Consider the following 15177-nt stretch of genomic DNA (forward strand, 5'->3'; position numbering starts at 1 on the left):
AACCATTTAAGAGCTGGACACAGTCGATCTCCTTTGTATCACATTTGTCACATCTGGTATGGATTGACTTCGAAACTTGAAGGCATAGTCTCGCAACGTTGCTATTACCTTCAGGTGTGAGCGCCGTGAACTGTGCGCCACCGGAAACCTGCAAGGGCTCGCCCCCCCACCCCGGTGATGTTGCCGGTGGCCCGAGGAGTTTCACGTGACCAGCACAGTGCAGGCACAGCAGTCAGGAGCCAGGTCGACTCACCCCGAACATCTCGGGCACGTCATCTTCATCGCGGCGGCGGCCGCCATGGGCGGTTTCCTCTTCGGCTACGACAGCTCCGTGATCAACGGCGCCGTCGAAGCCATCCGGGACCGGTACGACGTCGGGTCCGCGGGGCTGGCCCAGGTCATCGCCATCGCCCTGATCGGATGTGCCATCGGTGCCGCGACCGCCGGCCGCATAGCCGACCGGATCGGCCGCATCCGCTGCATGCAGATCGCCGCCGTGCTGTTCATCATCAGCGCCGTCGGCTCCGCGCTGCCCTTCGCGCTGTGGGACCTCGCCTTCTGGCGGATCATCGGCGGGTTCGCCATCGGCATGGCCTCGGTCATCGGCCCCGCCTACATCGCCGAGGTCGCCCCGGCCGCCTACCGTGGTCGACTGGGCTCCTTCCAGCAGGCCGCGATCGTCCTCGGCATCGCCCTCTCGCAGCTGGTCAACTGGGCTCTGCTCAATGCCGCCGACGGCAACCAGCGCGGTCTGATCATGGGCCTCGAGGCCTGGCAGGTCATGCTGGGCGTCATGGTGATCCCGGCCGTGCTCTACGGTCTGCTCTCCTTCGCGATCCCCGAGTCCCCGCGCTTCCTGCTCTCCGTCGGCCAGCGCGACCGCGCCCGTGAGATCCTCGCCGAGGTCGAGGGCGAGGACATCGACCTGAACTCCCGCGTCGCCGAGATCGAGCACGCGATGAAGAGCGAGGAGAAGTCCGCCTTCAAGGACCTGCTCGGCGGCGGCTTCTTCTTCAAGCCGATCGTCTGGGTCGGCATCGGTCTGTCGGTCTTCCAGCAGTTCGTCGGCATCAACGTCGCGTTCTACTACTCGTCCACGCTGTGGCAGTCGGTCGGCGTCGACCCGGCGGACTCGTTCTTCTACTCGTTCACGACGTCGATCATCAACATCGTCGGCACCGTCATCGCGATGATCTTCGTGGACCGCATCGGCCGCCGGCCGCTCGCGCTCATCGGCTCCATCGGCATGGCGGTCGGCCTCGCGCTGGAGGCCTGGGCGTTCTCGTCCGACCTGGTCGGCGGCAAGCTCCCGGCCGCGGAGGGCTGGATCGCCCTGGTCGCCGCCCACATCTTCGTCCTCTTCTTCGCCCTGTCCTGGGGTGTGGTCGTCTGGGTCATGCTCGGCGAGATGTTCCCGAACAAGATCCGTGCCGCCGCCCTGGGTGTGGCCGCCGCGGCGCAGTGGATCGCCAACTGGGCCATTACGGCGAGCTTCCCGTCGCTGGCCGACTGGAACCTGTCCGTGACCTACGTGATCTACACGGTCTTCGCGGTGCTCTCCGTTCCGTTCGTCCTCAAGTTCGTCAAGGAGACGAAGGGCAAGGCGCTGGAGGAGATGGGCTGAGCCTCTGTACGAGGCCCGCGCACCCGAGGAGACGGGCCGGGCCCCCCGCTGCCCCCCTCCTCGTAACCTCCCGCCGCCCCCGGTTCGGCCCACTGCCCGAGCCGGGGGCGGCGGTTTCGTGCGTCGGGGTGCCGGTCACCAGATGAGAACGCGGGCACCGAGCCGCTGGGCGCGCAGGGTCGCCGCCTCGATGTTGTCCAGGCGGCTCTCGATTCCGTCCGGGTGCACCCCGACCGTGGTGGCGATCAGGTCCAGATGGGCCCGCAACAGCAGGATCTCCTGAAGGAACAGCGGCAGATCTTCGGTGGCGACCTCCATCCAGTCGCCGTCGAGCAGAGGGAGGTAACGGGCGCCCAGCGAGCGCACCACGTCCGAGCCCCACACCTTCTGGCGCCAGACCTCGAAGCCCGCCGAGTCGTCGCACCCCTCGGGAGTGTCGAGCACGTCGAACCCACCGGCGGGTCCCCGGACGACGACATCCACGTTCAGACTCATGGCCTCAGTGGAGCACCGCCGGACGGGGCCGGACCAGCGGATTACGACGCGGGTCGGCAGTCCAGCACCGGCAGGACCTGCTCCGCGGACAGCCGCAGGCTCCGCCACCCCTCCTCCACCGGCATCCCACCCGCCAGCGGATGCAGCACGGGGTTGTCGAGGCCCTGCGCCGCGCACTCCTCCGGTGTGAGGATCCGGTACACGCCCTCCGTGCGCAGTTCGTCCACCGTCGTGGCCGTCGTTCTCACCGCCGAGCGGATGTCGCCGGACTGCCAGGAGGCGTATGTGCGCGCCTCGTGCAGGAAGTGCTGCCCGTAGCGCTCCCAGGCGCGGTCGGGGTCCTCGGCGATGTGCAGGAGGGGGGTCTCGGCCGTGGGCATCATGGTCCAGCCCTCGGTGCCGTACTCGACGAGCCGTTCCTTGTAGTACGCCTCCAGCTCCGGCAGATGCGCGCTCGGGAAGAAGGGCAGGCCGAGCCGGGCCGCGGCCCGGGAGGAGCCGCCGACCAGGAGGAGGGGGTGCGGTTCGGTGGCCGGGCGAGGGGTGACCCGTACGGTATGGCCCCGGTACTCGAACTCCTCGCCGGTCCATCCCTTGAGCAGCGTCTCCAGCAGTTCGTCCTGGAGCCGGCCCCGCCGCTTCCAGTCGACGCCGCAGCGGTCGTACTCCTCGGGCCGGTAGCCGATCCCGGCCACGGTGACCAGGCGGCCGCCGCCGAGCAGATCCAGCACGGCGATGTCCTCGGCCAGTCTCAGCGGGTCGTGCAGCGGGCCGATGACCGCCGGGACCGTGACGGCGATCCGCCCGCCCGTCGCCCGGCCACCGCCCCTCGACGAGGCGCCGCGCGCCGCTGAATTTCCTTGTGTCGCCCCGAACACCGCGCCCGCGAAGGTGAACGGCGAGGGCAGCCAGTTGTTCTCGACGCCGTGGTGCTCCTCGGTCTGCACGGTGGTGATCCCGTGCTCGTCGGCGTACGCGGCCATCTCCAGGGCCGCCCGGTAGCGCGCGGCGAGGGAGGCGGGGGTGGCCCCGGGCTCGACGAGGTTGAAACGTACGACCGTGACGGGCATGGGATGTCCCCCTTCACACGGTGGATGCGAAGGGGACGGTAGCTGACGGAGCGTCAGACAGCCATACCCTCGGGCTCCTCGACGCCGGCCGATACCGGCTCGCCGGCCGTCGCCACCGCCACCGCCGGCTTCGGCAGGGCCGCGTACAGCAGACCCGAGACGACGATCGTCGCCACCCAGCCCAGGCCGTACTCGCCGACGGGGTTGTTCGTGGCCAGCGGGCCGGTGAACCAGTCGGACGTGGTGAACAGCATCCCCGAGCCGAGGCCGACGGCCCAGGCGGCGACCGCGGCGGGGGAGAAGCCGCCCCGGTACCAGTAGGCGCTGGTACGTGTGGTGTCGAGCAGGGCCCGCGCGTCGTAGCCGCCCCGGCGCAGCAGATCCGTGCCGAAGACGCCGACCCAGGCCGAGAAGGCCACCGCGAGCAGCGACAGGAAGGCGATGAAGGAGCCCATGAAGGACGTCGCCACCAGCATCAGGACGCCGCCGAACACCAGCGAGATCACCGCGTTGACCGAGACCGCCCAGTGGCGCGGGACCCGGATGCCGAGGGTCTGCGCGGTGAACCCGGCCGAGTACATCGACATGGCGTTGATCAGCAGCATGCCGATCAACGCGATCAGGAGGTAGGGGACCGCCAGCCACAGCGGGAGGATCTCGCCCAGGAAGGACACCGGATCGTTCGCGGTGGCGAGGTCGGGGGTCGACGTCGCCATCACCGCGCCCATCAGGACCATCGGCAGGACGACGACACCCGCACCGCCGACCGTGTTGCGCACGATCGCCGCCGACGACGCCGTACGCGGCAGATAGCGCGTGAAGTCCGGCGCGGTCGGCGCCCAGCTGATGCCGCCCGCGGCGACCAGACCGATGCCGGTGATCATCGCCGCCGTGGACCCGGCGCCCCGCTCGAAGACCTTCCCCCAGTCCGTCTCCACCACCAGATAACCGAGGACCAGCACGGAGAAGGCGCCGAACAACCAGGTCGCCCACGTGTTGCAGCGCCGCACCGCACCGATGCCCAGGCCCGAGATCGCGAATGTGGCGACCACGAAGAACAGCAGCGTGACGACGATCAGGACGGTGTTGCTCCGCACGCCGAAAAGGATGTCCAGCACCGTCAGCACCGCATAGGCGCCGGTCACCGCGTTGATCGTCTCCCAGCCCCAGCGGGCGATCCAGATCAGCGAGCCCGGCAGCAGATTGCCGCGCTGGCCGAACACCGCCCGGGACAGCGCCATGCCGGGGGCTCCGCCACGCTTGCCGGCGATGCCGACGATCCCCACCAGGCCGTACGACACGATGGGCGCCGTGACACCGACCACCAGGGCCTGCCAGAAGTTCAGCCCGTACGTCACGGCCAGGCTCGCGCCCATGGTCAGCAGCAGGACACTGATGTTGGCGGCGATCCAGGTCGGCAGCAGTCCGCGGGTTCGCGCGGTGCGCTCGGGGTGGGGGACCGGTTCTATGCCGCGAGTCTCGAGGGCGCCATCGTGGCGGCCGGTGGTGCTCATAGGGCATCATCGTACTTTGATACAACGAATCACCCCAAAACTCCCCACGTTTCCTGGAGGAAGCTACAGAAAATCCGCCCCGCAGCGACAAAGCCGCGGCGGGGCAGGGATGGATACTGGACGGGTTATGGAAACCGTCATCCTTGCTGTAGTCATCGCCGTGGTCGTGCTCGGCGCGCTCGGCGGGCTCGTCGTCGGTACGCGGCGCAAGAAGTCGCTGCCCCCGCCGCCCCCCGCCGCGCCCGACATCACCGCGCCCCCGGCCGAGCCGCACGTCGGCGACGAGGCCGAGACGCCGCGCGACGAACCGCGCCGCACGATCGAGGAGGTGGACCTCCCCGGTGGCCCGGCCCCCACGGCCGTCGAGGAACCCCCCACCGCCGAAGCCGTCGAGGCCCCCGGGATCGAGATCCCGGAGCCCACCGCGGGACGCCTGGTCCGCCTGCGCGCCCGCCTCTCCCGCTCCCAGAACGCCCTCGGCAAGGGCCTGCTCACGCTGCTGTCGCGCGAGCACCTCGACGACGACACCTGGGAGGAGATCGAGGACACGCTGCTCACCGCCGACGTCGGTGTGCAGCCCACCCAGGAGCTGGTCGAGGGCCTGCGCGAGCGCGTCAAGGTGCTCGGTACCCGCACGCCGGAGGAGCTGCGCGGCCTGCTGCGCGGGGAGCTGCTCAAGCTGGTCGGTACCGACGTCGATCGCACCGTGAAGACCGAGCCCGAGGACCGCAAGCCGGGCATCGTGATGGTCGTCGGCGTCAACGGCACCGGCAAGACCACCACCACCGGCAAGCTCGCCCGCGTCCTGGTGGCCGACGGCCGCACCGTCGTGCTGGGCGCGGCCGACACCTTCCGTGCCGCCGCCGCCGACCAGTTGCAGACCTGGGGGGAGCGTGTCGGCGCCTACACCGTGCGTGGTCCGGAGGCAGGCGACCCCGCCTCCGTCGCCTTCGACGCGGTGAAGGAGGGCAAGGAGATGGGCGTCGACGTGGTGCTCATCGACACCGCCGGGCGCCTGCACACCAAGACCGGCCTCATGGACGAGCTGGGCAAGGTCAAGCGCGTCGTCGAGAAGCACGCCCCGCTCGACGAGGTGCTGCTCGTCCTCGACGCCACCACCGGCCAGAACGGCCTGGTGCAGGCCCGCGTCTTCGCCGAGGTCGTCGACATCACCGGCATCGTGCTCACCAAGCTGGACGGCACGGCCAAGGGTGGCATCGTGATCGCGGTCCAGCGCGAACTGGGCGTCCCGGTCAAGCTGGTCGGTCTCGGCGAGGGCGCCGACGACCTGGCACCGTTCGAGCCGGAGGCGTTCGTTGACGCCCTTATCGGGGATTGAGCACCGCCCGCGCGTGCGCGTGAAGAAGCGCCCGTACCCCAAGGTGCAGTTGGGGGGCGGGCGCTTCGCTGTGGGCGGCTAGTGCTGTGGCCGGGAAGGTTTGCCGGGCGTCGCGAGCCGGTGAACCTTCCCGGTCGCAGCACTAGGCGCGCGAGCGGTGTGCCACGTAGGCCAGCGTGCCCAGCAGGAGCCTTGCCGCCGGCGGCCTCGACACCGAGTCCAGGGCCGGCGGCCGCAGCCAGCGCACCGGGCCGCGGCCGCCGCGGTCCGAGGGCGGAGCCGTGATGTACGCGCCGGGGCCGAGGCCGCGCAGGTCCAGGGAGGTCGGGTCGTCCCAGCCCATGCGGTAGAGCAGTGCGGGGAGTTCGACGGCGGCCCCCGGGGCGACCAGGAACTGCGCCCGGCCGTCGGGGGTCGCGGTGACCGGGCCGAGGGGGAGGCCCATGCGCTCCAGGCGGACCAGCGCACGGCGCCCGGCGGGCTCGGCGACCTCGATCACGTCGAACGCCCGGCCGACCGGCAGCATCACCGCGGCCCCCGGGGACTCGCCCCAGGCCTTGGTGACTTCGTCGAGCGTGGCGCCGCCGGAGATCTGGGGCGCGAAGTCCAGCGGATGCGCGCCCGGCGCACGGCAGTCCGCCCGGCCGCAGGAACATACGCCCGCAACGGCACGCGCGCCCGGCACCACGTCCCAGCCCCACAGGCCGGTGAACTCGGCGACGGCAGTGCACTCCGACGAACGGCCGCGCCGGCGCGTGCCGGAGCGGATCTCGCGAATGCCGCCGATCGTGAAGCCCATGCCCCCTCCAACGGGTCCAGCACGCCGGTGGTTACGACGCGGAACGAGGCAGAAGCGGAACGTGACCCTCACGGCTCTGCCCTACCCCACGCTCGCAAGGTCCGGGCAGCGCCCTGGAGTGCCACGGGTGGTGCGCCCGGCGGCGCGCGCCCCTGAGTGCACCGCTCCGCCCACTTCCGGCCGTCCTATGTCAAGTGAATCGCGCCCGGGCAACCGTGAGTTCATTCGAAGGGGTGGCGAATGGTGGCGTTTCCGGGATCGTCGTGGCTGGGCGGGTGATCGTAGGATTACTTTGAGTGCACGAGTCCTGGGGGCACATGCACTCTCGGATATGCCGTGGGCAACTCGGTATCCCGTTCGAAGGGTGAGAAGTACCGGACGGGCGGCCGTACTTACCGGCATTCTGATAAGGCTTGGCGCACTCGGCGACAAGTGGTCTCAGGGATGGGGGCGTTCCAGTGGGCGACAACGGCGGCAGCGGAGCGAACGCTGACAAGCGCCCCAATGAGCTGCTCGGCTCGTGGTTCGTGCGCAGCGGCTGGTCCAAGGGCGAGCTGGCCCGCCAAGTCAACCGCCGGGCCCGCCAGTTGGGGGCCAACCACATCTCCACGGACACCTCGCGCGTGCGCCGCTGGCTGGACGGCGAGAACCCGCGCGAGCCGATCCCCCGGATCCTGTCCGAGCTGTTCTCCGAGCGGTTCGGCTGTGTCGTCTCGGTCGAGGACCTCGGTCTGCGGGCCGCCCGCCAGTCACCCTCCGTGTCCGGCGTCGACCTGCCCTGGACGGGTCCGCAGACGGTGGCCCTGCTCAGCGAGTTCTCGCGCAGCGACCTGATGCTGGCGCGGCGCGGCTTCCTCGGGACCTCGCTGACCCTGTCCGCGGGCCCGTCCCTCATCGAGCCGATGCAGCGCTGGCTCGTCCCCGCGCCCGCCGCCCCGCAGCCGGAGCCCGAGCCCGCCGAGCCCCGCCCCGGCAGGCTGTCCAAGCCCGAGCTGGACCTGCTCGAGTCCACCACGCGGATGTTCCGCCAGTGGGACGCCCAGTGCGGCGGTGGCCTGCGCCGCAAGGCGGTCGTCGGCCAGCTGCACGAGGTCACCGACCTCCTCCAGGAGTCGCAGCCCGCGGCCACCGCGGTCAAGCTCTTCAAGGTCGCCGCCGAACTCGCCGAGCTGGCGGGCTGGATGAGCTACGACGTGGGGCTCCAGCCGACCGCCCAGAAGTACTTCGTCCTGGCCGTGCACGCCGCCAAGGAGGCGTGCGACAAGCCGCTCGGCTCGTACGTCCTCTCCAGCATGAGCCGGCAGATGATCCACCTCGGCCGGCCCGACGACGCCCTGGAGCTGATCCACCTCGCGCAGTACGGCAGCCGTGACTGCGCGAGCCCCCGCACCCAGTCCATGCTGTATGCGATGGAGGCCCGGGCGTACGCGAACATGGGCCAGCCCGGCCGGTGCAAGCGGGCGGTGCGGATGGCCGAGGACACCTTCGCCGAGGCCGACGAGTGGGACGAGCCGGACCCCGACTGGATCCGCTTCTTCTCCGAGGCGGAGCTGTACGGCGAGAACTCCCACTCCTTCCGCGACCTCGCCTACGTCGCCGGCCGCAGCCCCACCTACGCCTCCATGGCCGAGCCCCTGATGCGGCGGGCCGTGGAGCTGTTCGCGAACGAGGCCGAGTACCAGCGGTCGTACGCGCTGAACCTCATCGGCCTGGCCACCGTGCATCTGCTGCGCCGCGAGCCCGAGCAGAGTACGGTCCTCGTCTCCCAGGCGATGGGCATCGCGAAGAAGGTCCGCTCCGAGCGGGTCAACACACGCATCCGCAGGACCGTCGACACGGCCGTACGCGATTTCGGTGATCTCGCGGCGGTCGTCGACCTCACCGACCAGCTCGCCGTGGACCTCCCGGAGACCGCCGAAGCGGTCTGACCCGCGAAGCCCCGGCCGCGGCCGGCCCTCCCGAACTGCCCGACTCGGCTCCCCCCATGCCAGGTCATCGGAAGGCCTGCCGCGGCCGGATACTCTCCTCCCGAGAAGGTTGCGCCACGAAAACGATGCCGCAGGCGTACATCCGGCAATTCATCCACGCGTAACACGCAGGGTGCCTTCGTCACTCCGGCGAAACAACGAGGGGCGTCGACCGAAACCGCGCTGCGCCAATCTCATGGCGCATAACCGGCCCACCCCTCACTGACCGGACCTCTCAGGCTTCGCCCGCACGGGGCCGTACCAACCGACGAGGAGACGCCGATGGCACCAGCCATCATGCTTGCGGCGGACGCACCCAAGCTGTCGTCCGCCAACACAGGCTTCATGCTGATCTGTTCCGCCCTGGTGATGCTCATGACACCGGGCCTGGCTTTCTTCTACGGAGGCATGGTCCGCGTCAAGAGCACCCTGAACATGCTGATGATGAGCTTCATCAGCCTGGGCATCGTCACCATCCTGTGGGTGCTCTACGGCTTCTCGATGGCCTTCGGCACCGACCACGGCTCGATCGTCGGCTGGACCTCGGACTTCGTGGGCTTCGGCGGGATCGGCAAGGAAGACCTGTGGCCCGGGTACACCATCCCGGTCTTCGTCTTCGCCGTCTTCCAGCTGATGTTCGCGATCATCACGCCGGCCCTGATAAGCGGCGCCCTCGCGGACCGCGTGAAGTTCTCGGCATGGTCGCTCTTCCTGATCCTGTGGGTCACGGTCGTGTACTTCCCGGTCGCCCACTGGGTCTGGGGCACCGGAGGCTGGGCCTTCGACCTCGGTGTGATCGACTTCGCCGGTGGTACGGCGGTCCACATCAACGCGGGTGCCGCGGCGCTCGGCGTGATCCTCGTCATCGGCAAGCGCGTCGGCTTCAAGAGGGACCCGATGCGTCCGCACAGCCTCCCGCTGGTCATGCTCGGCGCAGGTCTCCTGTGGTTCGGCTGGTTCGGCTTCAACGCCGGCTCGTGGCTCGGCAACGACGACGGCGTCGGCCCGCTGATGTTCGTCAACACCCAGATCGCCACCGCGGCCGCCATGCTGGCCTGGCTCGTCTACGAGAAGATCCGCCACGGCGCGTTCACCACGCTGGGCGCCGCCTCCGGTGCCGTCGCGGGCCTCGTCGCGATCACCCCGTCCGGTGGTGCGGTCTCCCCGCTCGGCGCGATCGCCGTCGGCGTCATCGCCGGTGTCCTGTGCGCCATGGCCGTAGGACTCAAGTACAAGTTCGGCTTCGACGACTCGCTCGACGTCGTCGGTGTCCACATGGTCGGCGGTATCGCCGGCTCCCTGCTCATCGGCTTCTTCGCCAGCGGCAAGGGCCAGTCCGACGTCGAGGGCCTCTTCTACGGCGGCGGCCTCGACCAGTTCTGGAAGCAGTGCGCCGGTGTCTTCGCGGTCCTCGGCTACTCACTGGTGGCCTCCGCGGTCCTCGCCTTCCTCCTCGACAAGACCATCGGCATGCGGGTTCCCGAGGACGAGGAAGTGTCCGGCATCGACCAGGCGCAGCACGCCGAGACCGCATACGACTTCAGCGGCACCGGCGGCGGCCTCGTCGGCTCCGCCGCGCCGGCCCTGGCCGCGGAGAGCAAGAAGGTGGACGCATGAAGCTCATCACCGCCGTCGTCAAGCCCCACCGGCTCGACGAGATCAAGGAGGCCCTGCAGGCCTTCGGCGTACACGGCCTGACGGTCACCGAGGCGAGCGGTTACGGTCGTCAGAGGGGACACACCGAGGTCTACCGCGGCGCCGAGTACACGGTCGACCTGGTCCCCAAGATCCGTATCGAGGTGCTGGCCGAGGACGACGACGCCGAGCAGCTGATCGACGTCATCGTCAAGGCCGCCCGGACCGGCAAGATCGGTGACGGCAAGGTCTGGTCCCTGCCCGTAGAGACGGCCGTACGGGTCCGCACCGGCGAGCGCGGCCCCGACGCGCTCTGACCGGGGCGCCGGTGAACAGAAGAAGGACAGGAGTCGCTGGGTGACGAGCACGGAAGTTCGGAACGGCGCAGAGGACTCGGGACCCAGCGGCTACGCGGCGGCCCGGCTGCGCCTCCTCGGTGAGGGGGCGCGGTCCGGGCCGCCGCGCCGTGCGGCCCTCGCCGAACTGACCGACGGCTGGCTGTCCGGTCTGTTCGACGCGGCGGCCGACGGTATGCGCGGTGTCTCCCTCGTCGCCGTCGGCGGCTACGGACGCGGCGAACTGTCCCCCCGCAGCGACCTCGACCTCCTGCTCCTGCACGACGGCGGCGACTCTGCGGCGATCACCGCCCTCGCCGACCGCATCTGGTACCCCGTCTGGGACCTCGGCCTCGCCCTCGACCACTCGGTGCGCAGCCCGGCCGAGGCCCGCAGGACGGCCGGCGAGGACCTCAAGGTCCAGCTCGGCCTCCTCGACGCCCGCCACATCGCGGGCGACCTCGGCCTCACGACCGGACTGCGCACGGCGGTCCTCGCCGACTGGCGCAACCAGGCGCCCAAGCGCCTGCCCGAACTCCAGGAGCTGTGCGCCGAGCGCGCCGAGCGGCACGGCGAGCTGCAGTACCTCCTGGAACCCGACCTCAAGGAGGCCCGCGGCGGCCTGCGCGACGCCACCGCCCTGCGCGCCGTCGCCGCCTCCTGGCTGGCGGACGCCCCGCGCGAGGGCCTGGCCGACGCCCGCCGACGCCTGCTCGACGTGCGCGACGCCCTGCATCTGACCACCGGCCGCGCCACCGACCGCCTCTCCCTCCAGGAACAGGACCAGGTCGCGGCCGAGCTGGGCCTGCTGGACGCCGACACGCTCCTGCGGCAGGCGTACGAGGCCGCGCGCGTGATCTCGTACGCCAGTGACGTCACCTGGCGCGAGGTGGGGCGCGTGTTGCGATCGCGCGCCGTGCGGACGAGGCTGCGCGCCATGCTCGGCGGCGGGAAACCGGTCGCCGAGCGCTCGCCTCTCGCCGAGGGCGTGGTGGAGCAGGACGGCGAGGTGGTGCTCGCCCGCGCGGCGCGCCCCGAACGCGACCCCGTGCTCCCCCTGCGCGCAGCGGCCGCCGCCGCCCAGGCCGGCCTCCCGCTCTCCCTGCACGCCGTACGGCGCATGGCCGCCGGCGTGCGCCCCCTGCCCACGCCCTGGCCCGCCGAGGCCCGCGAACAGCTGGTGACCCTGCTGGGCTCCGGCCGCCCGACCGTGGAGGTCTGGGAAGCGCTGGAGGCGGAGGGCCTGATCACCCGGCTGCTGCCCGACTGGGAGCGCGTGCGCTGCCGTCCGCAGCGCAACGCCGTCCACATCTGGACCGTCGACCGGCATCTGATCGAGACGGCGGTCCGCGCCTCCGAGCTGACCCGGCACGTCAGCCGCCCCGACCTCCTCCTCGTCTCCGCCCTGCTGCACGACATCGGCAAGGGCTGGCCCGGCGACCACTCCGTGGCCGGCGAAATCATCGCCAAGGACGTGGCCGCCCGCATCGGCTTCGACCGCGCGGACGTGGGCGTGCTCTCCACGCTCGTACGCCATCACCTGCTGCTCATCGAGACGGCCACCCGTCGTGACCTGGACGACCCCGCCACCGTGCGCTCGGTCGCCGAGGCAGTCGGCACGCAGAGCACGCTGGAGCTGCTGCACGCCCTGACCGAGGCGGACGCGCTGGCCACCGGCCCCGCCGCCTGGTCCTCGTGGCGAGGCTCCCTCGTTGCCGACCTGGTCAAACGTGTATCAGCGGTCCTCGCCGGCGACGCCCCCGACGAGCCCGAGCCCGGCGCACCCACCGCCGAACAGGAACGTCTCGCCATCGAGGCGTTCCGCACGGGCGGCCCGGTGCTCGCCCTGCGCGCCCAGACCGAGCCGCCGACGGAGGAAGCGTCCGACGAGCCCGAACCGCTCGGCGTCGAGCTGCTGATCGCCGTACCCGACCAGCCCGGCGTGCTGCCCGCGGTCGCCGGCGTCCTGGCCGTGCACCGCCTCACGGTCCGCACGGCCGAGCTGCGGGCCCTGCGGCTCCCGGACGACGTCGACGACGGCTCGGTCCTACTGCTGGACTGGCGCGTCGCGGCGGAGTACGGCTCGCTGCCCCAGGCGGCCCGGCTGCGCGCCGACCTGGTGCGGGCGCTGGACGGCTCCCTGGACATCGCAGCCCGCCTGGCCGAACGCGACGCCGCCTACCCGCGCCGCCGGGGTGTCGTGGCCCCGCCGCCCCGGGTGACCGTCGCCCCGGCCGCGTCCCGGCACGCCACGGTGATCGAGGTCCGCGCCCAGGACGCCCCCGGGCTGCTGTTCCGGATCGGCCGGGCGCTGGAGGACGCGAGCGTACGCGTCCGCAGCGCCCATGTGAGCACGCTCGGCGCCAACGCCGTGGACGCCTTCTACGTCACCGGCACGGAGGGCTCCCCGCTGCCCGGCGACGACGCGGCGGGGGTGGCGCGCAAGCTGGAGGAGACGTTGCGGGGGTGAGCGCCGTGACGTTGCGCTCCGCTGGAAGTGCCGCGCCGGGCCGTCGACCGTCTGCGGCGACGTCGTGGCTGACCGCGCAGTTCCCCGCGCCTCTTCAGGGCGCTTGAAGCCAAGCGTGTCAAGACAGCCCCCTACGGGGGCGTGGACGGCACCGACGGCGTCTCGCGGACGGCGCGATGACGTCACGCGGACGACCGTGACCCGGTTTCGCGCGGCCGGGATACCCTGGAGGGCGATTCCTTCAGCCATCTCCGACCCCGAGGACCGACGCCGCCGTGTTCGATACTCTCTCCGATCGCCTCTCAGCGACTTTCAAAAGCCTGCGCGGCAAGGGGCGGTTGTCCGAGGCGGACATCGACGCCACGGCCCGCGAGATCCGCATCGCCCTCCTCGAAGCGGACGTGGCGCTGCCTGTCGTCCGGACCTTCATCAAGAACGTCAAGGAGCGCGCCCTCGGCGCCGAGGTGTCCCGGGCGCTCAACCCGGCCCAGCAGGTCCTGAAGATCGTCAACGACGAGCTGGTCACGATCCTCGGTGGCGAGACCCGGCGGCTGCGCTTCGCCAAGCAGCCCCCCACCGTGATCATGCTGGCGGGTCTGCAGGGTGCCGGTAAGACCACCCTCGCGGGCAAGCTCGGCCACTGGCTCAAGGAGCAGGGCCACTCGCCGCTCCTGGTCGCCGCCGACCTCCAGCGCCCGAACGCCGTCAACCAGCTGAGCGTCGTCGCCGAGCGTGCCGGCATCGCGGTCTACGCGCCCGAGCGGGGCAACGGCGTCGGTGACCCGGTCAAGGTCGCCAAGGACTCCATCGACCACGCCAAGACCAAGGTCCACGACATCGTGATCGTGGACACCGCCGGCCGCCTGGGCATCGACCAGGAGATGATGCAGCAGGCCGCGGACATCCGGGACGCGGTCTCGCCGGACGAGATCCTGTTCGTCGTCGACGCGATGATCGGTCAGGACGCGGTCAACACCGCCGAGGCCTTCCGTGACGGCGTCGGCTTCGACGGCGTGGTGCTCTCCAAGCTCGACGGCGACGCCCGCGGTGGTGCCGCCCTGTCGATCCGGCAGATCACCGGCAAGCCGATCATGTTCGCGTCGAACGGCGAGAAGCTCGACGACTTCGACGCCTTCCACCCGGACCGGATGGCCTCCCGCATCCTCGACATGGGTGACCTGCTCACTCTGATCGAGCAGGCGGAGAAGACGTTCAGCCAGGAAGAGGCCGAGAAGATGGCCTCCAAGCTGGCGTCCAAGAAGGGCCAGGACTTCACCCTGGACGACTTCCTGGCCCAGATGGAGCAGGTCAGGAAGATGGGCAGCATCAGCAAGCTGCTCGGCATGCTGCCCGGCATGGGTCAGATCAAGGACCAGATCAACAACCTCGACGAGCGCGACGTCGACCGCACGGCCGCGATCATCAAGTCGATGACCCCCGGCGAGCGCCAGGACCCGACGATCATCAACGGCTCCCGCCGCGCCCGTATCGCCAAGGGTTCCGGTGTCGAGGTCAGCGCAGTGAAGGGCCTGGTCGAGCGGTTCTTCGAGGCCCGCAAGATGATGTCCCGCATGGCCCAGGGCGGCGGCATGCCGGGGATGCCTGGTATGCCGGGGATGGGTGGTGGTCCCGGCCGCACCAAGAAGCAGCCCAAGAAGGCCAAGGGCAAGCAGCGCTCCGGCAACCCGATGAAGCGCAAGCAGCAGGAGCTGGAGGAGGCCCAGCGCCGCGAGGCCGCGGCCCAGGGCGGCGCCTTCGGGCTGCCGCAGCAGGGCGGGCAGGACTTCGAACTGCCGGACGAGTTCAAGAAGTTCATGGGCTGACAGCGCGCGTACGACTATGAGGGCGCCCCTTCCGAGAGGGGGCGCCCCAATGCCGTTGCTTGAGTTCTAAACCAATCGAGGCAGAAGGGTGATGGTCTTTGGCTGG

The 15177-nt window shown here is 70.5% G+C and carries 11 protein-coding genes; 7 read left to right on the forward strand and 4 right to left on the reverse strand.

Annotation, left to right across the window (positions count from 1 at the left end; genetic code table 11):
* The first annotated feature begins 205 nt into the window (after window positions 1-205).
* On the forward strand, window positions 206-1624 hold the full coding sequence (locus tag IEZ19_RS37695) for a sugar porter family MFS transporter (protein WP_189315894.1): 1419 nt from the start codon (window positions 206-208) through the stop codon (window positions 1622-1624).
* Between the two features lie 135 nt (window positions 1625-1759).
* Here IEZ19_RS37695 and IEZ19_RS37700 read toward each other — a convergent pair whose 3' ends face one another.
* From IEZ19_RS37700 to IEZ19_RS37710, 3 genes are read right to left on the reverse strand one after another with little or no spacing between them, the layout of a single operon-like run.
* On the reverse strand, window positions 1760-2119 hold the full coding sequence (locus tag IEZ19_RS37700; protein ID WP_189315895.1) for a hypothetical protein: 360 nt from the start codon (window positions 2117-2119) through the stop codon (window positions 1760-1762).
* Window positions 2120-2160: 41 nt separating this feature from the next.
* Window positions 2161-3189 (reverse strand): LLM class flavin-dependent oxidoreductase, encoded by a 1029-nt coding sequence (locus tag IEZ19_RS37705; protein ID WP_189315896.1) that lies wholly within the window; start codon window positions 3187-3189, stop codon window positions 2161-2163.
* 53 nt (window positions 3190-3242) lie between these two features.
* On the reverse strand, window positions 3243-4703 hold the full coding sequence (locus tag IEZ19_RS37710; RefSeq protein WP_189315897.1) for a cytosine permease: 1461 nt from the start codon (window positions 4701-4703) through the stop codon (window positions 3243-3245).
* A 127-nt stretch (window positions 4704-4830) separates the two neighbouring features.
* Here IEZ19_RS37710 and ftsY point away from each other — a divergent pair, with 127 nt between their 5' ends.
* The gene (ftsY, locus tag IEZ19_RS37715) at window positions 4831-6042 is read left to right on the forward strand and encodes a signal recognition particle-docking protein FtsY (RefSeq protein ID WP_189315898.1); all 1212 of its coding nucleotides are present in this window, start codon (window positions 4831-4833) and stop codon (window positions 6040-6042) included.
* A gap of 142 nt (window positions 6043-6184) precedes the next feature.
* Here ftsY and IEZ19_RS37720 read toward each other — a convergent pair whose 3' ends face one another.
* Window positions 6185-6841, reverse strand: a complete 657-nt coding sequence (locus IEZ19_RS37720) for a bifunctional DNA primase/polymerase (protein ID WP_189315899.1) — start codon at window positions 6839-6841, stop codon at window positions 6185-6187.
* A 458-nt stretch (window positions 6842-7299) separates the two neighbouring features.
* On the opposite strand from IEZ19_RS37720, the gene nsdA reads away from it, so the two are divergent.
* From nsdA to ffh, 5 genes are all read left to right on the forward strand, one after another.
* A complete protein-coding gene (nsdA, locus tag IEZ19_RS37725) occupies window positions 7300-8769 on the forward strand; it encodes a transcriptional repressor NsdA (RefSeq protein WP_189315900.1) in 1470 nt (489 codons plus the stop codon).
* Between the two features lie 321 nt (window positions 8770-9090).
* Window positions 9091-10425 carry an ammonium transporter gene (locus IEZ19_RS37730; protein ID WP_189315901.1) on the forward strand — a complete coding sequence of 445 codons (1335 nt, stop codon included), beginning with the start codon at window positions 9091-9093 and terminating at the stop codon, window positions 10423-10425.
* Window positions 10422-10760, forward strand: a complete 339-nt coding sequence (locus tag IEZ19_RS37735) for a P-II family nitrogen regulator (protein WP_003997576.1) — start codon at window positions 10422-10424, stop codon at window positions 10758-10760. Before IEZ19_RS37730 ends, IEZ19_RS37735 begins: the two co-directional genes overlap by 4 nt.
* 40 nt (window positions 10761-10800) lie before the next feature.
* Entirely contained in the window at window positions 10801-13248 is a 2448-nt protein-coding gene (locus tag IEZ19_RS37740) for a [protein-PII] uridylyltransferase (protein ID WP_189315902.1), read from the forward strand.
* 275 nt (window positions 13249-13523) lie between these two features.
* A complete protein-coding gene (gene ffh / locus IEZ19_RS37745) occupies window positions 13524-15071 on the forward strand; it encodes a signal recognition particle protein (protein ID WP_189315903.1) in 1548 nt (515 codons plus the stop codon).
* Window positions 15072-15177 lie beyond the last annotated feature (106 nt).

Source organism: Streptomyces brasiliensis, from assembly GCF_014647875.1.
Taxonomy (GTDB): domain Bacteria; phylum Actinomycetota; class Actinomycetes; order Streptomycetales; family Streptomycetaceae; genus Streptomyces; species Streptomyces brasiliensis.